This window comes from Allopusillimonas ginsengisoli, from assembly GCF_004153455.1.
GTDB classification, from domain to species: domain Bacteria; phylum Pseudomonadota; class Gammaproteobacteria; order Burkholderiales; family Burkholderiaceae_B; genus Allopusillimonas; species Allopusillimonas ginsengisoli.
The window spans coordinates 55,323-79,583 of sequence record NZ_SDQE01000002.1 but is presented as its reverse complement, the minus strand read 5'-3'; the positions used below and the strand labels follow the sequence as shown (position 1 = coordinate 79,583).

The following is a 24,261-nucleotide window of genomic DNA, read 5'->3' as shown; positions in this document are numbered from 1 at the left end:
GCACCTAATGCATGCATTTTTTTCACCCGATCAGATGTTGCACGATCCCCGCCAGTTCATGCGGGTGGGGCGGATATGCGAAGGCAAGGATCTACCCCAGCGTACGCAAGTGCTCTTGGATGCGCTGAGCCAGTTGAACATACCTTTGTCCGAACCCAAGGATTACGGACTGGCGCCGTTAGAGGCGGTTCATGCTCCGCACTATCTGCGATTCCTGAAGGAGGTCTACACGCGTTGGCGTGCCATTGAAAATGCCGGCCCCGAGGTGTTGCCGAACGTGGGCTATTACCTGAATGGCCGGGTGGAAGATGATGCGCGTCCCCCATGTCGCTCTACGTCGGTCGTTGCGCAGGCTGCGTATTATCTGGGCGATCTTGCCTGCCCGGTCGGGCCGGAAACATATGTCTCGGCAGTGAGATCAGCGCATTCCGCTGTGGCCGCCTGCGAGGCAGTCATGCATGGCGAAAGCGCGGCCTACGCCCTGTGCCGGCCGTCGGGCCATCACGCCCACAGCGATCGCGCGGCAGGGTTCTGCTATGTGAACAACGCGGCGGTTGCTGCCCAGCATTTGCGTTCCAGATTCAACAAAGTCGCGACACTGGACGTTGATACGCACCATGGCGACGGCACTCAGCAGATCTTCTACAGGCGGCAGGATGTGCTCACCATCTCTGTGCACGCCGATCCCATTGAGTATTACCCCTATCAAACCGGATATGCCGATGAAACCGGCCATGGGCAAGGCGAGGGTTGCAACCTGAATCTGCCGTTGGCGCACGGCACCGGCAATGATGCATTGCTGGAAGCGGTAGATACCGCAGCGGCTGCCATTCGAAACTTCGGCGCAGACGTCTTGGTGCTTTCATTGGGGTTTGATGCGCATCGGCTTGATCCGTTAAGCGTGCTGGAAGTGAATACCGATAGCTTTTACGACTTGGGGCAACGCGTGCGTGCACTGAATTTGCCTACGGTTGTCGTCCAGGAGGGAGGATATGCCATCGCCGAGATCGGCGGCTGTCTGCACGCCTTTCTGCGTGGCTTTCTTGCTCGTTGATGCTCTGACTTTAAGGAATGACTATGACTCTGCACGATACTTCTTACTGGAAAAACAAGGCTACCCAACTGTCCTTGCAAGATAAAGCCTATATCGACGGCAAGTTTGTGCCCGCGCAAGACGGCGGTGTGTTGGCGGTGATTGATCCATCCACAGGGGCCACGCTGGCGCAAGTGGCTGATTGCCAGCAGGCAGATGTTGACCTGGCGGTTGCCGCAGCGCGCCGCGCTTATGAATCCGGGGTCTGGTCTGGACTGCATCCGCGTGAGCGGGGTCAGCGCCTGCTGGCATTGTCTGCCCTGATCCAGCGCGACATTGAAGAATTTGCGCTCTTGGAAACCTTGAACGTCGGCAAACCGATTACCGAAAGTCTGATGTTTGATTTGCCTGAAGCCATCAAAACCTATGCGTGGTATGGCGAAGCCATCGACAAGATCTATGACGAAATTGCACCCACTGGATCTAATGCGCTGGCGACCGTGACTCGCGAACCGCTGGGCGTGATCGCAGCGGTGGTGCCGTGGAATTACCCGTTGCTGATGGCATCCTGGAAGATAGCGCCCGCGCTGGTATCGGGCAATTGCGTCGTGGTCAAACCTTCCGAGTTGACACCACTGTCGCTGCTTAAGCTAAGTTCTTTGATGGACGAGGCGGGCATACCCGCAGGGGTGTTCAACGTGGTGCCTGGCACGGGGCCGGTTGCGGGCCAGGCATTGGGCCTGCATAACGATGTGGATTGCCTGACGTTTACCGGGTCTACGGCCACGGGAAAACGGTTCATGGAATATTCCGGTCAGTCAAATCTCAAGCGTGTCTGGCTGGAGTGTGGCGGAAAGTCTCCGCACATCGTGTTCGACGACTGTCCCGACCTTGACAAGGCTGCCATGGCAGCTGCGGTGGGAATTACCTCGAATCAGGGCGAAGTCTGCATTGCCGGCTCACGGCTGTACGTCCAGGAAGGCATTTACGATGATTTCATGAAACGTGTCAGTCGGTGCGTTCAGAACATTCGACCGGGCGACCCGCTGGATCCGAACACGGTGATGGGGGCCATTGTGGATGAGCGCCAGATGAACAAGGTGCTGAGCTACATAGAGAGCGGGAAAAATGAAGGGGCCACCTTGCGGCTGGGCGGCCAGCGAGTACGCGCCGAGACGGGTGGGTACTACATCGAACCTACCATCTTCGACTGCCCAAGCGACCAGTTGTCTATCGTCAACGAAGAGATCTTCGGCCCGGTATTGTCCGCCCGGCGATTCAATACCGAGGAAGAAGTCATTGCCTGCGCCAATGATTCCATCTATGGACTCGGCGCAGGGCTGTGGACGGCTAACCTGGGGCGCGCCCATCGCGTGTCTCGCAAGCTGCGCGCGGGCCTGGTTTGGGTCAACTGTTTCTTTGACAGCGATATCACCGTCCCCTTTGGCGGCGTTAAGCAGTCGGGCTCGGGTCGCGACAAATCGTTGCACGCCCTGGACAAATACACCGACCTGAAAACCAGCTGGTTCAATCTCGACGCCTCAAATTAATCCTATCTGTTAGAGAAGGGCTATGGAACAGAAAACCTTGGTGCTTACCGGCGCCAGCCGGGGTATAGGCCATGCCACGGTAAAGCGGTTCAGTGCTGCGGGTTGGCGTGTGATTACCTTGTCGCGCCAGGCGTTCACCGACGACTGCCCCTGGAGCGCAGGACCCGAGAACCATTTGCAGCTTGACCTGGGCAGCGTCGATGATATGGAGCGCGGCCTGGATGAGCTTCGCCGCCGGATACCGGACGGCAAAGTGCATGCGTTGGTCAATAACGCAGGCATTTCCCCGAAGAAGCCCGGAGGCGGTCGCATTGGCGTGCTCGGCAGCGATTATCAGACTTGGCTGAGCGTCTTTAATGTGAACCTGTTTGGCGCTGCCTTGATGGCTCGGGGCTTGTTCCCCCAGTTGAAGGAGGGGGCGGGAACGATTATCAACGTGACATCTATCGCAGGAGGACGCGTGCATCCGTTTGCAGGCTCTGCCTATGCGACATCGAAAGCGGCGCTGCTGGGCCTGACGCGCGAGATGGCGCATGAATTCGGGCCGCACGGCATTCGCGTTAACGCGATTTCTCCAGGGGAAATCGATACGGCGATTTTGTCGGAAGGCACGGTAGATATCATCAAGAACAGCGTGCCGTTGATGCGGTTGGGTACGCCGGAAGAGGTGGCCGCTGTGATTCTTTTTCTGTGCTCTCCCAATGCGCTTTACGTCAATGGGGCAGAGATACATATCAATGGCGGACAGCATGTGTAGCGGTGACCAGCCACATATTTCGGGGAGCAACTTGTGACTGATACGATGCTATCCGGCATTATCGAGCCGTTAAAGACCTCGCCGCCAGACTTCAGCGTCGGGCAGGCGGTGGCGTTGGTGCAGCGTCACTATGGTATGCAAGCGCAAGCGACGCAATTGACCAGTGAGCGCGACCAGAACTTTCGCATGCGAACGGCTGATGGACAATTATTTGTATTAAAGATTGCCAATACAGCCGAGTGCCATGAGGTCGCCACGTTTCAGACGGCGGCATTGAATCATGTGGCGCAGGTGGACCCCGGCTTGCCTGTGCCGCGCGTGATCAGAACGATGGACGGGCAGCACAATTTTCTCATTCCTGTCGGCAGTCAGCAGGCGGTGGTGAGAATGCTTTCCTATCTGGAAGGGGAGCCTTTGTACAAGGCGCCCAAGAGCCGGCAGCAGCGTTTCAACATTGGGCAACTGTCAGCCCGCCTGTCGCTGGCCCTGCGTGATTTTCAGCATCGGGCCGCGAGCCATGAGATTCTGTGGGATATCGAAAATGCAAGTCATTTGCGCCAACTGCTGGTGCATATTCCCGATGAAAACAATCGCGCTCTGGCCGAGCGGTTCTTGCGCCGCTTCGACGCCAATGTAATGCCGGTACTGCCGCTGCTTCGCACGCAAGTGGTACATAACGACCTTAACCCCCACAACTTATTGGTGGATCCTGAGAACAGGGATCGCGTGGCAGGCATTCTGGATTTCGGCGACATGGTGCGCACTGCGCTGATCAACGATGTGGCTATTACTGCTTCGTACTTGCTGTCCACCGAAGGCAATCCGTTGGCCCCAGTGGTGGATATGCTGCAGGGCTATCAGTCTGTCAGCCGACTTGAGTGGACTGAGATCAGCCTGCTGGTTGATCTGATTGCTACACGCTACGTGATGAACGTGGCCATTACCGGCTGGCGTGCAGCGCGCTATCCGGAAAACAAGGCCTATATCTTGCGCAACAACGAGGCGGCATGGGCTGGCCTGCGCTGCCTGGACGCGTGTTCGCTCAGTGATCTACAACATTATCTACGCACTGAATGCTACGCAGTGACTACCAGGAGCCCGCAATGGGAAGTGAAGAGACCTTGATGCAGCGCCGTGATCGCCTGCTGGGGCCGGCGTATCGTCTGTTCTATGATGAGCCGGTGCATCTGGTGCGCGGCGAAGGCGTGACGCTGTACGACGCGCAAGGAAACGCTTATCTGGATGCCTACAACAACGTGCCCGTCGTTGGCCATTGCCACCCGGCGGTGGTCCAGGCAATGGCCCGGCAGGCTGCGGTGCTAAACACGCATACCCGTTACCTGCACGAAACCGTGCTGGACTACGCAGAGGCGCTGCTGGATACTTTTCCCGCAGAACTGGGCCAGGTGATGTTCACCTGTACCGGTAGTGAGTCCAATGACCTCGCACTGCGTTTGGCCCGCAACGCGACCGGTGCGACCGGCGTAATCGTGACGCGTCACGCCTACCATGGCGTGACCATGGCCACGGCGGACTTGTCCCCGTCTCTCGGGGCTGCGTATCGCCAACCCGATGGCGTTGAACTGGTCATTGCACCCAACCCTTATCGTCATGGGGTCGACACGACAGCGTTGTTTGTTGCACAGGTTAAGCAAGCGATTGAACGCCTCGCCGCGCGCGGCCTCAAGCCTGCCGCCATCCTGGTCGATACCATTCTATCCAGCGATGGCGTGTTGTCGGATGTGAGTGAGGCATTGCGCCAGGGCGTCGACTGTGTGCGCGCTGCGGGCGGGCTGTTCATAGCGGACGAGGTGCAGGCCGGTTTCGGACGGACCGGAGGGCAGATGTGGGGCTTTCAGCGCCACGAATTGCTGCCGGATATCGTTACCTTGGGTAAGCCTATGGGTAATGGACATCCCATGGCAGGCGTCGTGGCCAAGCCGCATCTATTGGAAACCTTTGGGCGAACGTGTCGCTATTTCAACACCTTTGGTGGCAACCCGGTGTCATCGGCCGTAGGTCTAGCGGTGCTGCGTGTGATTCAGGAAGAGGGATTGGTTCAGCATGCCCGAGAAGTCGGAGAAGTGATGAACACTGCACTATGGGAGCTGGCGGACCGGCATGCTTTGATTGGCGATGTGCGCGGCGCGGGCTTGTTTGTCGGTGTGGAACTGGTCACGAACAGGCAGGATCGAGCGCCGGCCGCGGCGCAGACGGCGCATGTCGTGAATCGTATGCGTCAAAAGGGCGTACTGATCAGTGGCGCCGGCCCGCTGGGCAATGTCCTGAAAATACGGCCGCCGCTTCCATTTTCCGTGAACAACGCGCATCAATTCATTCAAGCCCTGGATGAAACGCTTGGTGAACTCGATTAATCTTGATTAGCCCTTAAAGAACAAAATGTCAGAAAATCTGCGAGTAAACGAAGCGCGCTTCTGGAGCACGCTGGAAGTATCAAATGGCATCGGCGCCAATCGAGGCACGGGAGTGAAGCGGCTGGCTTTTACGCCAGAAGACAAAGCCATGCGCGATGTTTTCGTGCAATGGTGTAGGGAGGCTGGTTGCGAGATCACCATTGATCGGGTCGGAAACATATTTGCCCGTCGAGCGGGCACTCATCCCGATCTGAATCCCGTCGCCATGGGAAGCCATCTGGACACCCAGGTGAACGGCGGTCGTTACGATGGCATTCTTGGCGTGCTGGGTGGGCTAGAAGTGATTCGCACGCTGAACGACAACGGGATGACTACTCTGCGGCCTGTTGAAGTGATTGTGTGGAGCAACGAAGAGGGCGCCCGTTTTGTACCTACCATGGGTGGTTCCGCCGCATTCTGCGGTAACTGGGATCTGGACTTTATTCTGCAGGCTCGCGATGACGAAGGCACCAGTTTTGAGCAGGCATTGCAATCCGTAGGCTATAACGGTGATGCGCCTTTGCCTAGCCGGGAGCTGGATACCTATTTGGAGTTGCATATTGAGCAGGGCCCTGTTCTGGATGCCGAGAAAAAGCAGGTAGGTGTTGTGACCGGAGGTTATGCGGTGCGCAGTCTTGTCCTGGAGATTGTTGGCGAAACGGCGCATGTAGGCCCCACGCCTATGGATAAGCGCCACAATGCCATAGTGGGCGCCGCCTATGTGATTACGGCACTCAATGAAATCGGCTGGAAATATCACGACGACGATGCCAAAACGACAACGTCGCGGATTGTGGCCAGCCCGAACAAGCAGGGCATCATCTCTGAGCATGCCGAGCTGATGGTAGACTTGCGCCACCCAAGCACCGAAGGCGCTGAGCAGATGCTGGCCGAACTGATGCAAGCCATACGGCATGCCGAGCAGCGGGCGCAAGTATGCATACGGGTTGTCAAGCAACTTCAGTATGGTCTGGATAGTTTTGATCCAGATGTTATCGAGGTGGTGCGCAGGAACACCGAGCAGCTCGGGTACAGCGCCATGGAAATAAAAAGTCAGGCGGGGCACGATGCTTATCAGGTCGCATTGGTCGCGCCCACGGCCATGATCTTTACGCCTTGCGATTTGGGCTATTCCCATAACGAGAAAGAAGATGCCACGGCGGAACAACTGAGGCCCGGCCTTAATGTGTTGTTGCACAGTGTGCTGGAAAGGGCCTGCCGACCACAGTAAATTAGCGTTCTGACAAAGCGGAATTGGACGAAGGAGACACCGTAGTGCTGAACATCAAGCTGGACCGCATTGACCTTAAGATTTTGCTGCTCATGCAGAAGGATGCCCGCATCACGAACGCCGCGCTGGCGGAGAAAGTGGGGCTTTCCTCCAGCCCTTGCCTGGAGCGGGTTCGTAAGCTGGAGAAGGCCAAGCTGATCAACCAGTACAGGGCGGTGCTCAATGCGGATCGGCTGATTCAGCATGTGCATGTGTTCATGGAAATCACACTGGAAAAGCATTTTGCCCAGGATTTCGTACTGTTTGAGAAGTATGTTTGCGCGATGCCAGAAGTACTGTCCTGTTCGTTGATCAGCGGCGATTTTGACTATCTTCTGCGAGTGATCGCTGTTGACGTCGTGCATCTGCATTCCATTTCGCAACGCATGTTTGCCGCGGAAATCGGGATCGCCAAGCACTTTACTTATATTTCGCTGAAGAACGTGAAAGACACCACAGAAATCCCGCTGGAGGAGTTGCTGGAGGCCAGGCAGCAAACCGTACTGACGGAGTTCATGACACCAGGGGACAGCACGGCTTGATATAGGTATCGAAACAATGCCGCATCAGCCCGCAGGTAATCAAGGCATCGGCGGTTGATAGCGCCTTGAACGCTTAGAAGACCATTGGCGCCTGAGCTGATCGGCGCTGTCTGAGATGATAGCGCCTGCCGAATAACCTTCCGGTAGTGTCACTGCCTGCTAGACAGGAAGAGAAGCGGCGCTATCATCAAGCAGCATTTGGTTGGCAGCATCTCGTCGCCACGTCATGCGATACTCAAAACGCTCTGGGGGATAGAGGATCTCCGCGTAGTTGACTGGGCGATCTTCGTCACTCACAAATATCCGGCGCAGCTTCAATACCGGGCTGCCTACCTTTGTTTCCAAAAGATCTGCGGAACGTTCATCAGCAAGCGTGCAGGTGATAGCTTGTTCCACTCTGTCAATCTTGACCCCCGTTCGATGCAAGAGATCAATCAATGGGTGCGCTTCAAGATCCTTCCGCGTGAACGTTTTACCGATTTCCTTTGGTACGTAGCTGATTGAATGTGAGTATGGCTTTGCTCGCAGCATCCGTACCCGTTCGGCATGCTGAATCACTGTGCCTGGCGTTATCTGTAATTGCTCAGCAATGTACGGTGCGGCCGGCTGATACTCCATGCTTATTACCCTGACGGTGGTGCCCTGGCCTACCGTCGACAAACTCATGAGCAGCCCGTTGATGCTGGCTGAGATCGGACTCTCGACGCGCGAGGCCGCGCTATTGTCGCTCACGGTTGTTCCGCGTCCGCGCGAGCGGGTCAGCAAACCCTCGGCGGCGAGCGTGTTAAGCGCGCGTTGAACCGTAACGCGGCTCACGCCGAACAAGGCCATGAGATCGGCTTCGGCGGGTAGGAGATGCCCCGGAGGGTACATTCCGGTCATGATCTGTTCTCGCAACAGAAGATACAGCTGATGATACAGAGGAAGCGGCGACGCTTCGTCCAGCAACTTTCTCTCGGCCCCGGTAGCGTGCGTGCGCTTGTTTTTTCTCATATAGGCACCTTAATACCAATCTCTTTACAAGTTGGCAATCGTTCTGTTTCATTTCAGGCCTAATGATATGACATTATCTTGCTAAAGAGGTGGCTGGCGGACTAAATACGGCCGTAATGCCATATCTGAAGATTGCTCGCTTGGCTCTAGGGTTTCTACCAGCTATCATTTATAGACCCAATGACCTAGCATTAGGTCATTAATAAACGGCGACTTCAAGAGGCAATGTTATGGAAACCAGCAGCAAGACTGCTCGCGAGCTCTACGAACACATCAAATCGAACCCTACACGCCCTCGTTTTGGTTTTGGACGCAAGCCCATGTTGATCAATATTGATCTTCAAAATGCGTACACAAGGGTAGGGGAGTATGCCACCGCGTATGAGTCCGACCCCCGGCAGATCGAATATGTAAATCAACTCGTAAGCTTATTCAGGGCGCGTCAATTGCCGATCGTCTGGACTTATGTTGCGTACATGGAGTCTGGCGAGGATTGCGGGTTATGGGGTACACGGACCAACACGCCCGACTCACTTCAAAATATCAAAGTCGGTTCTGCCCGCTCTGAACTGGATAGCCGGCTCGACGTCGACAGGCAGCTCGATATCATTATCAATAAACGCATGGCTTCGGCCTTCTTTGAGACTAACCTGCGCTCTTTGATGACCTGGCACGGCTGCGACACAATTATTCTCACTGGCGGCTCAACTTCTGGGTGTATCAGAGCGACGGTGGTGGATGGGCTCTCCAACGGCTATCGCGTCATCGTGCCTGAGCAGTGCGTTGCGGACAAACACGAAAGTCCGCACTTTGCCAATTTATACGATATCGCGATCAAGTACGGCGATGTGGTATCGGTCGAAGAGGTGGTCAAGCAACTTGAAGCGCACAGGGGCAATACATGAGCCACGAGCAAGTAAGCGATCTGCACCTTTACGACTACTTGCCCTATTTCAATCGCCCGGTGATCAAATGGCCAGGCGATGCGCAAATTGCCGTATGGGTTGCTCCCAATATCGAGTTCTATGAATTCGATCCGCCAATGAATCCGTTGCGGTCGCCTTGGCCTCGCCCCAGTCCGGACGTCCTGGGATACTCACACCGCGACTATGGTAACCGGGCGGGTTGGCGGCGGATGATGAGCGCGATGGACGACTACGGCTTCCGTGGATCCGTCTCATTGAACGTAGCGATGTGCGATCACCATCCAGAGATCATTACAGCATGCGCCGATCGGGGGTGGGAGTTCTTTTCCCACGGCATTTACAACACCCGATACGTATACGGGCTCGACAAAGAGCAGGAGCGCGAGATCGTGATTGACGCGCGCAAGACCATCCACAGGACAACCGGTCAGACGCTCGATGGATGGCTTTCTCCGGCGCTGTCGAACAACCCCTGGAGTCTGGATGTCCTGGCGGAGGAGGGGGTCCTATACACCTGTGATCTTTTCCACGATGACCAACCCACGCCCATCAATGTCGCGTCAGGGCGTCTCATCAGCATTCCCTATTCGCTGGAGATGAACGACACCATTTCCTACAACGTGAACAAGCACACGCCTGAACACTATGGAGAAATCATCAAGCGCCAGTTCGATCAGTTGTACAAGGAGGGCGAGACCTCTGGGACGGTAATGTGTATTCCCTTGCATCCCTACCTGGTCGGACGACCGCATCGGATAGATGCCTTTGCGGAAGCTTTGGCTTATATCTCTGGCCATAAGAAGGTATGGCTGGCAACGGGGCGCGAGATCGCGCAGCACTATCTTGATCATTATTATGGCCCGTTCGCAGAATCCATCGCTGCAACAAATCGCTGAGAGCACGACACATGACACTGACTGACGAATACCTGAGCTATCCCGCTCGCCGTTATGGCATGGATCACTCGCTCTATCCGTGGAGTGACCTGCTCGAGCGCTCGGTGGTGAAATGGCCCAATGACGCTCGTGTAGCCCTTTGGGTGACTCCAATACTCCAGTGGTTTCCGCTCAATGCGCCAGCAAAGCCTTTTCGCCCTACGGGTGGCCTGACTATGCCTTATCCGGACTTTCGCCATTATTCAGGACGGGACTATGGCAACCGGGTGGGCATTTTTCGCATTCTCGAAGTGCTTAAAGAACTGAACATCCCCGCATCGGTCGCATTGAATTCCGCCATCGCGCGGCGTTATCCCGCTCTGATGGAACATCTGCAATCGCATAACGTAGCGTACATCGCCCATGGTGTCGATATGGGGCATCTTCACTACACCGGCCTCTCTGCAGCGGACGAGTCCGCGCAGATCGTGGAATCGCTTCAGACGTTGCGCGAGGCTACAGGCCAGCCCGTCAAAGGGTGGCTTTCTCCGGGTCGCAGCCAATCTTTCAATACGCCCTCTCTGCTGGCAAGGCATGGTATTGAATACTGTTGCGACTGGGTAAATGATGATATGCCTTACGCCATGCAGACTGACGAAGGCGTTCTGTACTCAATGCCGCTTGAACACGAGTCAAGCGATCTTTCGCTCACTTTTGATTTTTTCCAGGACGAAGAGGAATGGCTGCGGCAGACAAAGGCCAGATTTGATGTCTTGTATCGTGAGTCTCTACAGTACGGCGGACGAGTCGTCAGTGTCCCATTGCATGCCTGGATCAGCGGCGTGCCTTACCGTATTGGCAAGGTTCGCGAAGCATTGTCATATATGTTGGCGCACGAGGGCGTTTGGGCGGCAACGGCTGGCGAGATTCTGACTGCGTTCAGACCTGCCGGGGAGCTTCCGGATGCCTGAAACAGCGCCCTTGATGCGGGCTCGCACCATGTTCGACAAGATATGGGACAGCCATGAAATCATTGCTGGCTGCGAATCCCCATCACTCTTGTATATCGATAGAGACATTATTCATGAGGGGTCATTTCACGCCTTCGCGGAATTGCGCCGGCGCGGACTGAGCGTCAGATATCCGCAGCATGTGTTTGGCATGGCGGATCATTATGTGCCAACGCATTCGCGCGATGCCAGCGCTGCCGCCTCGCCCGAAATCGCTCACATGATACACACCTTCGACGACAATCTGAGGTGGGCTGGCATTACGAACTTCTCATTGGCTCACCCTCGCCAGGGCATCGTGCATGTTGCAGGCCCTGAGATGGGTATTACGCTTCCGGGGCAAGTGGTTGTGTGCAGTGATAGCCACACCTCAACGCATGGCGCATTGGGCGCCATCGCGTTCGGTATCGGCCAATCCGAGAACGCGCATGTGCTCGCGACACAAGCGCTCTGGCAGCGTCGCCCCAAAACGATGCGTATCACCATTTCCGGAAAGCGTTCACCGGAGGTGAGTGCAAAGGATGTGATTTTGTCGATTATTTCAAGAATCGGCTCTTCCGGCGCAACAGGCTACGCCATTGAATACGCAGGCACTGTGATTGACGAGATGTCGATTGAAGAGCGCCTGACAATCTGCAATATGTCTATCGAAGCGGGTGCCCGTTGCGGCATGGTGGCGCCTGACGACAAGACTTTCTCTTATCTGAGGGCACTTCCTTACTCGCCAGTGGGCAAGGACTGGGACACAGCAGTCGCTTACTGGAAGACGCTGCCTACGGATGAGGGGGCAGGCTTCGATCATGAAATAGAGCTGGACGGTACACAGATGGAGCCTACGGTGACGTGGGGTACCAGCCCTGAGGATGCGCTACCTATCAGTGGCCGCGTCCCGGACCCCGGTTCGGTCAAAGACGCGGCGAGGCGCGCGGCCATGGAGGCTGCACAGGCTTATATGGGTCTGCGTCCTGGCCAGCGGCTCGATCAGATTCGGATCGATCAGGTTTTTATTGGGTCGTGCACCAATGGACGCATCGAAGATCTTCGTGCCGTCGCCCAGGTGATGAAGGGCCGAAAGGCGGCTGTGCCTGCCATCGTGGTGCCCGGGTCGACGGCCGTAAAACGCGCGGCGGAAGCAGAAGGGCTGGATAGAATTTTTAAGGACGCGGGGCTGCTATGGCTTGAGTCGGGTTGTTCAATGTGTGCCGCGATGAATGGCGATGTCGTCGCGCCAGGAAAGCGCTGTGCCTCGACATCCAATCGAAATTTCGTCGGGCGCCAGGGGCCTGGGTCTCGCACACATCTCATGAGCCCTGCCATGGCCGCAGCCGCTGCGGTGACCGGAAAGTTGACCGATGTGCGTACTTTACTCGAAGCCTGACAATGCAACCTTTTACTCAATTAACCGGTACAGCGGCGCCCCTTGCGGGCCGCAATATTGATACCGATCAGATCATCCCGGGTCGTTTTCTGAAGACCGACCGCTCGACAGGATACAAGCGCATTCTCTTTCACGATCTGCGGTTCGATGCCGATGGGCGCGAGCGACCGGATTTTGTTTTGAACCTTCCTGCTTTTCGTGAAGCAACACTACTGATCACAGACGTGAACTTTGGATGTGGGTCCTCTCGCGAGGCTGCCGTGTATGCGTTAGCCGACTATGGATTTCGGGCAATCATCGGACCTAGCTTCGGAGATATTTTCTATAACAACTGCCTGAAGAACGGCATTCTCCCCATCAGGCTGAGCGAAAGCACCGTTGCTGGGGTTCGCGCCCATATTCTCGCTGGCAAAGGAAATCAGGTGACGGTGGATCTGCAAGAGCAGACCGTTGTGCTGCCCGACGGCGATACCGCAACGTTCTCGATTGACGCATTCTGGCGCGACTGCCTTCTGAAGGGAGTGGATGAGATCGAGCTCACCTTGAGCTATCGAGATCGCATAGACAGCTTCGAAGAAGCCTACTTTAGGGCGAGGCCCTGGGCGCGCATTCAACATGATGCTCACCAGAAGATGAAAGATTGTGGATAGCGTTTCGCTTGAACAGCCACTTACGACCAAGGAATAAATGTATGTCTGTCAAAGCCCTGCTCAGCCTGGACAAGGCCATCGTCGCTCCAGGCGTATATGACGCGCTGACTGCGCGCATCGCAGCCAGATATGACTTTCCGGCGCTGTACCTGTCCGGCGCTGCCATCGCACATGCACGTTTGGGTTATCCGGATATCGGGTTGACCACCATGAGCGAAGTCTATGAAACGCTCGCATTGATCCACGACAGTGTCGATGTGCCTCTGATCGTGGACGCAGACACTGGGTACGGTAATGCCTTGAATGTGCAGCGCACGGTTCGCATGTTTGAAAAGGCGGGCGCAAGCGCCATCCAGCTTGAGGATCAAAGCTTTCCCAAGCGTTGTGGGCACTTGCGTGGCAAGTCGTTGGTTTCCTGCGATGAGATGGTAGGCAAGATACAGGCAGCGGTCGATGCGCGTCGCGATGAAGACACCGTCATCATCGCTCGCACGGATGCTATCGCGGCAGAAGGGTTTGGCGCGGCGATGGAGCGCGCGGAGCGGTATGTGGAAGCTGGCGCGGATGCCTTATTCATTGAAGCCCCTCGCACGCATCTGGAGATTCAGGAGGTATGTACTTCTTTTTCCAGGCGCATTCCATTGCTTGCCAACGTGGTGGAAGGCGGGGACACGCCTCCGCTGGGCGCAGATGACCTCGAACGCTTGGGCTTCCGGATCATTATTTTTCCAGGAGGCATTGCCCGCGCAGTGTCGCGCACAGCGGTCGACTATTACTCGTCACTGAAAACGCATAGGTCCAACCTGCCATTCAAAGACAGGATGTACGACTTTCAAGGGCTTAACGACCTGATCGGCACCAGAGCATTGCTCGAGCTGGGAGAGGCCTACGCTGCAGAGACCCATGCCAAATCACAGTTGTCTTCTGGAGACTGAATGCGTAATCCGTAAGCCAAACGTTCGAGCACTTCCCTTCAATGCCATGAGAAATGACACCATGTATATCGTAGACTTCCGCTGCCGTCCGCCCACGCCCGAGTTCAATGCGTATTTTCAGAAAGACTTCGTTTCGAGCCTTCAGGCGCGTAGCGGGGCACAAGCGTCTTCGGCCTTCATGAACGACTCCGTTGACGAGTTCATCTCAGAGATGGATGAGGCGGGTATTTCCGTGGGCGTTGCCATGGGCAGAAACAGCCCTGCCATCGACATGGGAACGCTCAAGTTCCCGGCAGGAATTCTCGCGAATGATCACATCGTGTCCTTGCAGAACAAATACAGGAATCGAATTGTGGGTTTCGCGGGCATCGATGTATCCAACATCTTGCATGATGCCATCGCGGAAATTGACGAGTATGTAGGCAGGGAAGGGTTGAAGGGCATATTCATCGAGCCCTGCCGAGCGATCAACGCGGCTGCGGATGACGAAAGACTGAACCACATTTATGAGCGCTGCATCTATCACGACTGCCCGGTCGCGATCATGTCAGGACCACTGGCCGGACCAGACATAGGCTTTGCGGATCCGATTGCCATTGATCGTGTCGCCACACGATTTCCAGACTTGAAGATAATCATTGTTCATGGCGCATGGCCGGAAGTGCTCAAGGCAGTTGCTGTATCGATGAAGCACAGAAATGTGTATGTGTCTCCCGACTCGTTCCAGTTTCGCCCGGGAACACAACCCTACGTGGAAGCCGCCAATTCGTTCATGGCCGATCAGTACCTTTTTGGCACCGCTTACCCCCTGCGCAACCTGAAAGCCACGGTTGATGAGTTCATCCAACTACCGTTCAGTCCCGAATCGCTGGAAAAAGCCATCGGGCTCAACGCCAAGCGTTTGCTCAACTTGTGAGGCAACAACATGACACGTGTAATTGATTTTCGGCTTCGTCCACCACTGCACAGTTATCTCAAGACTGCAATATGGGAGAAGGCCGGCTTTACCAGGTTCAATCGGTTGCAGGGGGTGGAACCTGCTCCTTCCGTAGTGGCCCAGTCCGTGGATCTGATGTTTCGGGAGATGGACGAGGCGAATATCGAGATCGGGGTGATGAACGGGCGTCAGTGCACCGATTTTCGAGGGGAGGTGACCAATGCCGATTTGGCTGAAATCTGCAATCTTTATCCTGGCCGCTTTTACGCTCAGGCGGGAGTAAATCCGTTTCGCGGCAAGCAAAGTGAAAAAGAGGCTGATTCGTTCATTCGGGACTACGGGTTCAAGGGCATTGCGATTGATCCGGGCGGCTACGAAGAACATATGCATGCAGACGACGAGCGGCTGTTCGGATTCTATGAAGTGTGCTTGAAGCATGATTATCCTGCCGTACTGACGCTGGGGCCCATGGGCGGGAACGGGATTCATTTTGGAGGGGCGTTGCAGGTGGATCGCCTGGCTGCCCGCTTTCCCGACCTCAAGATTGTCGTTTCACATGGCTGTTGGCCTTATGCACTGGAGCTATGCGGTGTCGTTGCCAGGCGGCCGAATGTTTATCTGATGCCGGATATGTATCACGTTGGGCTGCCTGGCGAGGAGCACTATACCCGCGCTATCAGCACCGTGGCCCAGGAGCGGTTCGTTTTTGCTTCTGCTTACCCCAGCCGTCCCCTGGGCGTGGCTGTGGACGGCTATAAATCGCTTGGATTGTCAGAGAATCATCTGGCCGATGTGTTATGGAATACGGCAGCCAGGCTGTTGAAGCTGAACAGTGATTGAGCTAATACAACGCACAAAGGAAATCACAATGAAACGATTGTTCATGTCGATTGTCGTGGCAGCGACCTTTGCAGGCTTTGTCTCGGGAGCCTGCGCCACTGAGGTGAACTCATTTCCGACTAAACCTGTGACGATAGTAGTTCCGTTCTCGCCGGGTGGTGTTACTGATATTGTCGCTCGCCTGGTGGCCGACCAGCTTTCCAGGCAATGGGATAAGCCTGTCGTCATCGAGAACAGAGCCGGAGCAGGTGGAAATATCGGCGCGGCCTATGTCGCCAGATCGGGGTCGGACGGATATACGCTGCTTTTTGCTGGTACGTCTATCGTCATTAACGCGGTAATGGATGATGCCGCCCCTTATACCTTGAAGAAAGACTTGGTACCGGTGGCGCTGGTTGCTGATCTTCCGCATGTCATCGTTACGACCAAGTCGCTGGGCGTAAGTTCATTTCCGGAACTTGTGGCATATTCAAAACAGCATCCCGACCAGCTGAACTTTGGTTCAGGCGGCATCGGAACCTCGTCTCATGTGGCAGGCGAGCTGCTAAAGCAAGTCACGGGAATGAGCATGACTCATGTTCCGTTCAAAGGGGCGGCGGGCGCAACCAGCGAGCTGATTGCCGGACGGATACAAGTCATGAGCGACTCTGCGCAAGGTCTGTTGCCGCACATTGAACAGGGTGCTATCACTGCGCTGGCAACGCCAAGCGCCAAACGCATCCCGTTCCTCCCCAACGTACCAACTGTCAGCGAATCCAGCGCCTATGAGATGCAGGTCAGTTCCTGGCTATCTGTCTGGGCGCCGGGAGGCACGCCGCCCGAGCTTATCGCGCATATCAACCAAGCCCTTGCGGAAGCTGTCCGTCAGCCCAATGTTCGCACGGCGCTTGAAAAACAGTTGGTTCTGCCTGTTGGCAGCCCTGTTTCAGCGTTCGGCGATTTTGTCGACGAAGAGATAAGTAAATGGCGAGAAGTGGTCCAGAAAGCAGGCGTAAAGCGCGAGTAGAACGTGCGATCAATTTACTTCTGTGCTCATGAATTCCAATCGAGGCGTTAATGATGAAAAAAATTCTCAGCGTAGTGATTACCGCGTGTGCGTTGGTCACACTGCCGTTTACCTCAGCGCTGGCCGCTTCCGGGGCCTATCCCTCGCGGCCTATCGTTCTGGTGGTGCCGTTTGCGCCCGGAGGAACGACTGACCTGCTTGGACGGCTCGTGGCCAAGGGTCTCTCAGAAAACCTTGGCGTTAGTGTCGTTGTAGAGAACCGTCCAGGCGCGGGTGGGAACATCGGTTCAAACTCGGTCGTCAAGGCGACGCCCGACGGATACACCCTGCTATTGGGCGGGGCAGGGCATTTGGTCATTTTGCCCAGCATCATGCCGGGCTTCCCTTTCGATCCCTATAAGTCGTTGGAGCCGGTGGCGCTGGTAGGAACGGCAATGAATGTACTGATTGCCAATCCCAAGTCGCCGTTTCAGCATGTTAAAGACGTGGCCGATTACGCCAGGGAGAATCCCAAGAGCCTGAACTATGCATCTGGAGGCAATGGGGGCGTTATTCATTTGGCGGCGGAACTCTTTGCCCACCAGGCGAACGTCGAACTGACGCATATCCCCTATAAAGGCAGTTCCGCCGCCTATGGCGATCTGGTTTCTGGCCGCGTCCAGATCATGTTCGATAACTTGCCTTCGGCGCTCCCTTATATCCGCTCTGGCCAGATGCGGGCGATAGCGGTCACCGGCGAGGAGCGCAGCCCCGAGCTTCCGGATGTGCCGACAATGCAACAGGAAGGAATGCCTGATTACGTCGCCACATCCTGGTGGGGAATCCTGGCACCGGCTGGAACGCCACCAGATATCGTCAACCAACTCAACAAGGCGTTAGCCCAGGTGGTGGAGCGCGAGAAGGAGGCCATGGTCAGGCTGGGTGCAACACCTGTGCATAGCACTGAAGCGACGTTTCGACGTGTGATGGTGGAAGACGGAAAAAAATGGGAGGCCATCATCAAGAGCGCGGGGATTGAAGGGCTTTGATCCCACCGGGCCACGTATTTCCTCTTTGTGAACGCTGTAATAGCAGAGAGGGAAATCACGTGGTCCGAGCTGGAGTGTCTGGGCCTATCAGAGCGCAGATGGCATTTTCAACCCTACCTCCTGGCGCCGCCTGAAGGATTGCGTTGACTTTTTTGATCCTGGCCAGCGCCGATTTGGGTGGTATGCCCATCTTTCTTGGTGCGATTTTGCTGATCGCCGTGGCTCTTTTGGTCTTCGCGCTTGGTGTCGTCGCTTTGCAGGTCTTCTTCTTTAGGTACAGGTTTGTCGTTGTCCATGAAATGAATTCCTTTGCGTAGTGTGCCGTCCGTGGTTGGATTCGCACTGTTTGAGAAAGCCGCCTTGCGATCGCTGTGCACTCGATAGTGGCAGCTTAGTGTTGCTCTATCCTTCTCATGTCGTTCACAGCAAGAAACGTTCCGGCCTACCTGTACCCGATGGGAAGCTGTCGAATGGCTTGGAGAGTAAAGTCATGTGTCATCTGAATGTGCTGCTCCGAAAGCCTGCCAGCCTCTTCCGCATTTCTGGACAGCGCTGCAGTAACGATCTTTTCATGTTCGTTTTCTCTATGCTTGATGATTCGATTTATGGCCAGGTTTCGGTATCTTTCCCATTGATAGAAAAGTCTTCTCTCCGCTTCTTGTAACCATGCAGAGTTGACGCCCGACGTAAGTGCGAGATGGAAATCGAGATGCAACGAATCGTAACAGGGGTTGGGTGTAAGCGGATCGAGCGTTAGATAACGCTGAGACTTTCCGAAATGGTGCCACGCCAGTATTACGCGCTCCTCCCAACTGGCCTCGCCGGTTTCGACAGATCGGCGCACTGCCGCGCCGACGAGGACTATCCGTGCTCGAGTCAGATCTTCCAGATCCGCTTCGCTGATCGGGATCACCGAGAATCCGCGCTGCTCAGAATGAACCACCAATGCTTCGCCTGTTAACCTCTTCAAAGCCTCACGCGTTGGGTTCATTCCACTTTTATAGCGGTTCATTAACTCGATCACCCGGAGCTTCGCTCCCGGAAGCAGCTTTCCTTCGATGATGTCGCGTCTCAACGCTTCATAGACGCCGATACTGCCATCAATGCCATCATTAGCAGCGCTCTTTGTCGAGTCGCGCTCTAATTTCAAGACTTTTTTCAAGCCACTCCTCCCATCGTGTTACCTATACTTTTAACACTTAAATGTATAAAGTTGACACTGACTAAATTTTATATATAATTTGCACTAAATAAGAAAAATATGTATAAAAATTATTTAAGATCGAAATTGCATATATTACGAGAAGGCTCTGCTATCTATTGGCTCATTTTTGCCTGACCAGCCTTTTCCCTAGCTGTTAAACCTTCACCTTACGAGAGTCATCAATGACCAAAATACAACTCACTTCTCCTCAGTTGCCAAAACCCACCGGCCAATTCTCACAGGCAACGGCCATTCAAGCGTCCGGAACATTTGTTTTTGTATCTGGAATGACGCCACGTGCCTTGGATGGCGGAATCGTAGCCGTCGGCGATGTGGAGGGCCAAACCCATCAAGTGTGCGAGAACATCCGAGCTGCTATGGAAGCGGCTGGTGGTTCTCTTGATGATGTTTGCCGTCTTGATGTCTATGTTCGAAATATGGAGCACTTTCCTGTGATCCACAAAGTTCGAGGCGAGTATTTCAAAGCTCCTCTGCCCTCATCAACAATGGTCGAGGTCTCGAAGTTCGTACATCCCGACATATTGATTGAGATCACGGCAGTCGGTGTTGTGCCTCCCAGGTAACTCGATTACCTATCAGGAAAGCTGTCGTGAAGTGCTCATAGCGTGGATTACTTTCATAAATTAATTAGAACAATCCGGAGCCAAACAATGAAACTGCTTCTTATAGCCGTGGTACTACTAACTTTCGGGCTGTATAAACCATCGCTGGCGCAAACATATCCTTCCAAGCCAGTAAAAATTCTTGTTGGTTTTTCGCCAGGTGGCACTGTCGATGCGGTGGGGAGGGCCATGGCCGCTTCCCTCAGTAAAAGTTTAGGGCAGAGCTTTGTTGTAGAGAATAAGGCAGGTGCCGGTGGGATGATAGCGCTGGTCGAGGCGGCTAACTCCGCGCCGGATGGGTATGTTCTTGCGGTAGGGTCATCGGGGCCGCTCACCGTTGCCCCTCATATTTATAGAGAAAAGAACTTCAATTCTTTAGAAAAATTCGACCCTATCATTTGGTTTGTCAGCACGCCAGGCGTAATCGTGACCAAGAATGAGCTTCCGGTGGCAAGTGTGGATGAGCTGGTGGCATTCTCTAAGTCACGGCCAGGAGAAATCACGATGGGTAGTGCAGGGGTTGGAAGTATGCCCCATATGATGGGGGAGTTCTTTCAGATTAGTGAAGGGTTAAAGTGGAATCATGTCCCTTATCGCGGCAGTCCGCCCGCGCTTACTGACCTTGCTGCTGGCCGGGTAGACGTGATGATCGACGTAATGCCCGCACCAGTCAGCTTTCTAACCGGCAACAAGATGAAAGCGCTTGCGGTGACCAGTAAACACCGTTCCAACCTTCTTCCAGATGTTCCTACGCTGGGAGAGCTCGGTCATACGGGTTATGACATGGGCTCATGGATGGGGTTAGTGGCTCCGAAGGGAACGCCGCGCGAGATCATCGATAAGCTCAACACAGCACTTAATAGTGCACTCAATACGGAAGAGGTCATGGAGTCGTTGCTGATGATCGGCGATCCGGCGGGCGGTACGCCTGAGGACTTCACGAAGCACATCGCGAGCGAAAGCAAAAGATGGTCTGAGATCATCACTGCACAAAACATAACTGCTAATTGATGTTTACGATGTCCCGACCACGGTGACGACAGTGTCGGGACAACCAGCGTTCAAACGAAGAACGTTCGCTTCTTAACTTGACAGCTTTCAGGATCCAGTATGAAACTTATCTCGTTTCTTAAACACGGTCGAAGTTGCATTGGTGCAGTGCATCCGGTGCACGCGACGCAGTTCTTAGAAGTTTTTTCATGCGCCCAGGATGACCAGTGCATCATCAAATTTGTCACTGAGATCCAGCTAGTTCAAGAGGCGCAGTCCAAATTTCAACAAGCCCTCGAAAATAGTACGTCAGCTTGGCAGAATATTGACGAGATAGTTATTCAGCCTGTTATTCCCCGGCCCGGCAAGATAATCTGCGTAGGCTTGAACTACGCAGATCACGCGAAAGAAGGCGGAAACGCCAAGCCTGAATACCCCAGCTTTTTTCTTCGCGGCCATTCTTCGCTGGTGGCGCATAGCGAGCCCATGATCTTGTCGCGCGTCTCCGATATGTTCGACTTTGAGGCGGAGTTGGCTGTTGTGATCGGAAAACGCATTCGCCACGCAACCAGTTCAACAGCACTCGATGCGGTCGCCGGTTATACCTGTTTCAATGACGGAACGTTTCGCGATTACCAGAAGCGTACTGCGCAGTGGACGATCGGCAAGAATTTTGACGGAACGGGCGCATTGGGGCCTTTTTTGGTAACCCCTGACGAGGTTCCGATGGGTGCGATTGGTCTCGACATCCTTTCGCGACTTAATGGCGAGGTTATGCAGCACAGCAATACGCGCGATATGATTTGGACCGTCTCTGATCTGATCCAAATATTGTCGGAATGCCTCACCCTGGAACCTGGCGATGTGATTGCTACTGGCACTCCTTCGGGTGTCGGCTATGCCAGAAAACCGCAGGTTTTTATGCGTGATGGCGACACAATTGAAGTTGTAATTGAGGGTATAGGCACGCTTAGTAATCCCGTTCGAAGCGAGGCTGTGGCAAGTATCTGTTGAGGATTATCTGGTGTTATTGCGGCAGCCGGTGCACCGTAAGGCTTAGCATCCCTCAGCGCTTGCTACCTGACACAAACGACGCCACGCCGTCGCGGAAAGCCTGGCTGCCGTATACGCTTTCGATGATATCGTCGTCGTCCAATCGTTGTTCGACGACGATCCGTCGCAGCGTTTCCTTGACGGCGCCCTGTGTGACGGGCGACAGCGCTGTAAGTTGCTGCGCAAGCGCGTGCGCCGCGTGCTGGATATCTTCCTGCACGCACACTTGATGGACGTAGCCGCAGGACAGCGCTTCATCCGCCGAGACATACTCGGCAAGCAGCAGCATTTTTTTAACACGCGGCACGCCAAACGCTGCCGTGAGGCGAGCAATATTGCGCGATGACAGTGTATTGGATAGTGTTTTTGCAATGGGGGCCCCGAACCGGGAAGAATGACTGCAAACCCGGAAATCACACGCCGTGGCCAATGCCAGGCCGCCGCCGACCGCCCAGCCGTCGATGATGGCGATGGTTGGCACTGGAATGCGTTCTACCGCGTCGATCACGCGCTCCACGAATGCCTCGTAGTCCAGACCCTGCTTTCCGTCGGTAAAGTCCTTGAAGTAGGCGATATCCGTACCCGAAACAAACGATTTTCCGCCAGCACCGCGAAACAGTACACATTGAACCGCTGCGTTGTTTGTGCATTGCTCAATCAGGCTCACCATGCCTTCGTACATGGCTAGCGTCATGGCGTTATGCCGATCGGCTCTGTCGATGAGAATCTCGGCGATTCCCCCTTCATGATGAATCAGTTTTACCAGTTGCGTCATGATTTGGCTTCCCTTGCTCGGTTTAATGTGTGGCGCTGGGCGCCGGCTGACTGGGTATGTTTGATTGATCACGGTTTAAGGCTGCAGTGATAAAGCCAGGTGCCCAATACCTTCGGCGGTAGCTTTGCCTGATATCTAAGCCTTCTTCAGGAAGGCGGCTTTGAGCTTGAAGCTCACGCCGTCAACCTTGCAGTCGATCTCATGATCACCGGATATCAGTCGTATCCCTTTTATTTTGGTGCCTTTCTTCAAGATCGTTGACGAACCTTTGACCTTCAGATCCTTAATAACGAATACGGCATCACCGTTAGTCAGCGGGCTGCCATGGGCATCCTGGACCACGCGCTCATCATTGTCATTGTCCGCAACCTCGTCCATTTCCCATTCATGGGTGCAGTCGGGACAGATGTAAAGGTTCTCATCCTGGTACGTGTGCTCCATTGCGCAAACAGGACAGGCGGGGATAGGCATGACAGTTTCCTCAATGTAAATGCCCGGCCCGTTAAGGGTCTAAGCATAGGCTTGGCAAGACGTAGCGGCCGGGGAGTCTTGCCTGATGATCCTAACATGGGTTCACGCTCCGAGTGCCAGGTTTGTGTTGGCAGGCTATAGTTCCATGGTCCTGCTATTTCTTTTTTGATGTGAATGACCGAAGAACAGAACCTCGCCATCATGATGCAGCACGTCTTGAACTCAGCGACGCCGGTACATACGCCCCATACCGGAAGCATTAACCTGATTGATGAAGAGGGCGTGCGTTATCTGCATTTCGGGACTCCCTGGGTTCAGGGCGCGATGCGTCTTGATGATTCTTACGCGCTGGAAATCGAATACGTTCAGCAAATGATGGTGTGGCTGCTGTTTATGCAGCAACCTGCGCATATCGTGCAATTGGGCCTGGGAGCGGGCAGTCTCAGTAAATTCTGCTGGCGGTATTTTTCGCAAGCGCGCGTGACGGCCGTCGAGATCGACCCCGCCGTCATTGATATCTGCCGGACGTCATTTGACTTGCCGTCTGATGATCAACGACTGACCGTGTTGGCGATGGATGCCATGGATTTTGTTCGAGATCCGGCGCAGCATGGCACGGTCGACATATTACAAGTTGATCTCTACGACGCTCTGGCAGTAGCGCCGGTATTGGGGTCTACCGAGTTCTACCGGGCGTGTGCAGACTGCCTGACGCCAGAAGGCATCATGACGATCAATTTATTCTGTGATTATCCTATGCACCAGCAGCACCTGGATGTCATTGCTGACGCTTTTCCTGCGGTTGCACATTTGCCGGAGGTGCATGACGGCAATATCGTTGCGATTGCATTCAAGCAGCCGCCTTCGGTGGATTTCAGCGTCTTGTCACGGCGCGCACAACGTATCAGAAAAGAATACGGCCTGCCAGCCGAATCATGGGTTGACGGCTTGCAGGCCTGGATGCAGGGTGTTGATCAGTAAATGCCGCAGCGCGACATTAT

Annotated in this window: 26 protein-coding genes; 21 read left to right on the top strand and 5 right to left on the bottom strand. The window is 54.8% G+C overall.

All coding sequences use genetic code 11. From position 1 onward, the window contains the following. The first annotated feature begins 7 nt into the window (after window positions 1–7). The 7 genes from ERE07_RS05310 to ERE07_RS05280 are packed head-to-tail and all read left to right on the top strand — an operon-like array spanning window position 8 to window position 7,566. On the top strand, window positions 8–1,054 hold the full coding sequence (locus tag ERE07_RS05310; RefSeq protein WP_130007784.1) for a histone deacetylase family protein: 1,047 nt from the start codon (window positions 8–10) through the stop codon (window positions 1,052–1,054). 23 nt (window positions 1,055–1,077) lie between these two features. Then, window positions 1,078–2,583, top strand: a complete 1,506-nt coding sequence (locus ERE07_RS05305; protein ID WP_130007783.1) for an aldehyde dehydrogenase — start codon at window positions 1,078–1,080, stop codon at window positions 2,581–2,583. 22 nt (window positions 2,584–2,605) lie between these two features. Beyond that, complete coding sequence (locus ERE07_RS05300; RefSeq protein ID WP_130007782.1) at window positions 2,606–3,340, top strand: SDR family NAD(P)-dependent oxidoreductase; 735 nt, start codon at window positions 2,606–2,608, stop codon at window positions 3,338–3,340. A gap of 33 nt (window positions 3,341–3,373) precedes the next feature. Next, window positions 3,374–4,465, top strand: a complete 1,092-nt coding sequence (locus ERE07_RS05295) for a phosphotransferase (protein ID WP_130007781.1) — start codon at window positions 3,374–3,376, stop codon at window positions 4,463–4,465. Beyond that, window positions 4,444–5,715 carry an aspartate aminotransferase family protein gene (locus ERE07_RS05290; RefSeq protein ID WP_245153472.1) on the top strand — a complete coding sequence of 424 codons (1,272 nt, stop codon included), beginning with the start codon at window positions 4,444–4,446 and terminating at the stop codon, window positions 5,713–5,715. Before ERE07_RS05295 ends, ERE07_RS05290 begins: the two co-directional genes overlap by 22 nt. A 25-nt stretch (window positions 5,716–5,740) precedes the next feature. Then, window positions 5,741–6,985, top strand: coding sequence for a Zn-dependent hydrolase (locus ERE07_RS05285; protein ID WP_130007780.1), 1,245 nt, complete (start codon window positions 5,741–5,743; stop codon window positions 6,983–6,985). A 44-nt stretch (window positions 6,986–7,029) separates the two neighbouring features. Next, window positions 7,030–7,566, top strand: a complete 537-nt coding sequence (locus ERE07_RS05280; RefSeq protein ID WP_209021096.1) for an Lrp/AsnC family transcriptional regulator — start codon at window positions 7,030–7,032, stop codon at window positions 7,564–7,566. A 159-nt stretch (window positions 7,567–7,725) separates the two neighbouring features. Here the strand turns inward: ERE07_RS05280 and ERE07_RS05275 are convergent, their stop codons facing one another. Continuing rightward, window positions 7,726–8,514 carry a GntR family transcriptional regulator gene (locus tag ERE07_RS05275; RefSeq protein WP_167670738.1) on the bottom strand — a complete coding sequence of 263 codons (789 nt, stop codon included), beginning with the start codon at window positions 8,512–8,514 and terminating at the stop codon, window positions 7,726–7,728. Between the two features lie 275 nt (window positions 8,515–8,789). Between ERE07_RS05275 and ERE07_RS05270 the strand changes: the two genes are divergently transcribed. The 10 genes from ERE07_RS05270 (at window position 8,790) to ERE07_RS05225 (ending at window position 18,144) form a co-directional block, all read left to right on the top strand. Continuing rightward, window positions 8,790–9,464 carry an isochorismatase family protein gene (locus tag ERE07_RS05270; protein ID WP_130007778.1) on the top strand — a complete coding sequence of 225 codons (675 nt, stop codon included), beginning with the start codon at window positions 8,790–8,792 and terminating at the stop codon, window positions 9,462–9,464. Next, window positions 9,461–10,381, top strand: coding sequence for a polysaccharide deacetylase family protein (locus ERE07_RS05265; protein ID WP_130007777.1), 921 nt, complete (start codon window positions 9,461–9,463; stop codon window positions 10,379–10,381). Before ERE07_RS05270 ends, ERE07_RS05265 begins: the two co-directional genes overlap by 4 nt. An 11-nt stretch (window positions 10,382–10,392) precedes the next feature. Then, window positions 10,393–11,331, top strand: a complete 939-nt coding sequence (locus tag ERE07_RS05260) for a polysaccharide deacetylase family protein (protein ID WP_130007776.1) — start codon at window positions 10,393–10,395, stop codon at window positions 11,329–11,331. Beyond that, the gene (gene leuC / locus ERE07_RS05255; RefSeq protein WP_130007775.1) at window positions 11,324–12,748 is read left to right on the top strand and encodes a 3-isopropylmalate dehydratase large subunit; all 1,425 of its coding nucleotides are present in this window, start codon (window positions 11,324–11,326) and stop codon (window positions 12,746–12,748) included. The genes ERE07_RS05260 and leuC overlap by 8 nt, the downstream gene beginning before the upstream one ends. A gap of 2 nt (window positions 12,749–12,750) precedes the next feature. Then, window positions 12,751–13,398, top strand: a complete 648-nt coding sequence (gene leuD / locus ERE07_RS05250; RefSeq protein ID WP_130007774.1) for a 3-isopropylmalate dehydratase small subunit — start codon at window positions 12,751–12,753, stop codon at window positions 13,396–13,398. Window positions 13,399–13,439: 41 nt separating this feature from the next. Beyond that, the gene (locus ERE07_RS05245) at window positions 13,440–14,333 is read left to right on the top strand and encodes an isocitrate lyase/PEP mutase family protein (protein WP_130007773.1); all 894 of its coding nucleotides are present in this window, start codon (window positions 13,440–13,442) and stop codon (window positions 14,331–14,333) included. Window positions 14,334–14,394: 61 nt separating this feature from the next. After that, window positions 14,395–15,249 (top strand): amidohydrolase family protein, encoded by an 855-nt coding sequence (locus ERE07_RS05240; RefSeq protein ID WP_167670737.1) that lies wholly within the window; start codon window positions 14,395–14,397, stop codon window positions 15,247–15,249. Between the two features lie 9 nt (window positions 15,250–15,258). After that, window positions 15,259–16,110: an amidohydrolase family protein gene (locus ERE07_RS05235; protein ID WP_130007771.1), complete on the top strand. Its 852-nt coding sequence runs from the start codon at window positions 15,259–15,261 to the stop codon at window positions 16,108–16,110. 28 nt (window positions 16,111–16,138) lie between these two features. Further along, the gene (locus ERE07_RS05230; protein WP_130007770.1) at window positions 16,139–17,116 is read left to right on the top strand and encodes a Bug family tripartite tricarboxylate transporter substrate binding protein; all 978 of its coding nucleotides are present in this window, start codon (window positions 16,139–16,141) and stop codon (window positions 17,114–17,116) included. Window positions 17,117–17,166: 50 nt separating this feature from the next. Then, window positions 17,167–18,144, top strand: a complete 978-nt coding sequence (locus ERE07_RS05225; protein WP_245153471.1) for a Bug family tripartite tricarboxylate transporter substrate binding protein — start codon at window positions 17,167–17,169, stop codon at window positions 18,142–18,144. Between the two features lie 113 nt (window positions 18,145–18,257). Here ERE07_RS05225 and ERE07_RS05220 read toward each other — a convergent pair whose 3' ends face one another. After that, window positions 18,258–18,440 (bottom strand): hypothetical protein, encoded by a 183-nt coding sequence (locus ERE07_RS05220; protein ID WP_130007769.1) that lies wholly within the window; start codon window positions 18,438–18,440, stop codon window positions 18,258–18,260. Window positions 18,441–18,586: 146 nt separating this feature from the next. After that, on the bottom strand, window positions 18,587–19,306 hold the full coding sequence (locus ERE07_RS05215; RefSeq protein WP_130007768.1) for a GntR family transcriptional regulator: 720 nt from the start codon (window positions 19,304–19,306) through the stop codon (window positions 18,587–18,589). A 224-nt stretch (window positions 19,307–19,530) separates the two neighbouring features. Here ERE07_RS05215 and ERE07_RS05210 point away from each other — a divergent pair, with 224 nt between their 5' ends. The 3 genes from ERE07_RS05210 to ERE07_RS05200 all read left to right on the top strand — a co-directional run bounded on the left by ERE07_RS05210 (window position 19,531) and on the right by ERE07_RS05200 (window position 21,975). Then, window positions 19,531–19,932, top strand: coding sequence for a RidA family protein (locus ERE07_RS05210; RefSeq protein WP_130007767.1), 402 nt, complete (start codon window positions 19,531–19,533; stop codon window positions 19,930–19,932). Window positions 19,933–20,019: 87 nt separating this feature from the next. Then, window positions 20,020–20,982 (top strand): Bug family tripartite tricarboxylate transporter substrate binding protein, encoded by a 963-nt coding sequence (locus tag ERE07_RS05205; RefSeq protein ID WP_130007766.1) that lies wholly within the window; start codon window positions 20,020–20,022, stop codon window positions 20,980–20,982. Window positions 20,983–21,081: 99 nt separating this feature from the next. Then, complete coding sequence (locus ERE07_RS05200) at window positions 21,082–21,975, top strand: fumarylacetoacetate hydrolase family protein (protein WP_130007765.1); 894 nt, start codon at window positions 21,082–21,084, stop codon at window positions 21,973–21,975. A 52-nt stretch (window positions 21,976–22,027) separates the two neighbouring features. Here ERE07_RS05200 and ERE07_RS05195 read toward each other — a convergent pair whose 3' ends face one another. Both ERE07_RS05195 and ERE07_RS05190 read right to left on the bottom strand, forming a co-directional pair. Continuing rightward, window positions 22,028–22,789, bottom strand: a complete 762-nt coding sequence (locus ERE07_RS05195; protein WP_130007764.1) for an enoyl-CoA hydratase — start codon at window positions 22,787–22,789, stop codon at window positions 22,028–22,030. 135 nt (window positions 22,790–22,924) lie between these two features. After that, window positions 22,925–23,260, bottom strand: a complete 336-nt coding sequence (locus ERE07_RS05190; protein WP_130007763.1) for a zinc ribbon domain-containing protein YjdM — start codon at window positions 23,258–23,260, stop codon at window positions 22,925–22,927. A gap of 174 nt (window positions 23,261–23,434) precedes the next feature. Here ERE07_RS05190 and ERE07_RS05185 point away from each other — a divergent pair, with 174 nt between their 5' ends. Continuing rightward, window positions 23,435–24,241, top strand: a complete 807-nt coding sequence (locus ERE07_RS05185) for a fused MFS/spermidine synthase (RefSeq protein ID WP_245153469.1) — start codon at window positions 23,435–23,437, stop codon at window positions 24,239–24,241. Window positions 24,242–24,261 lie beyond the last annotated feature (20 nt).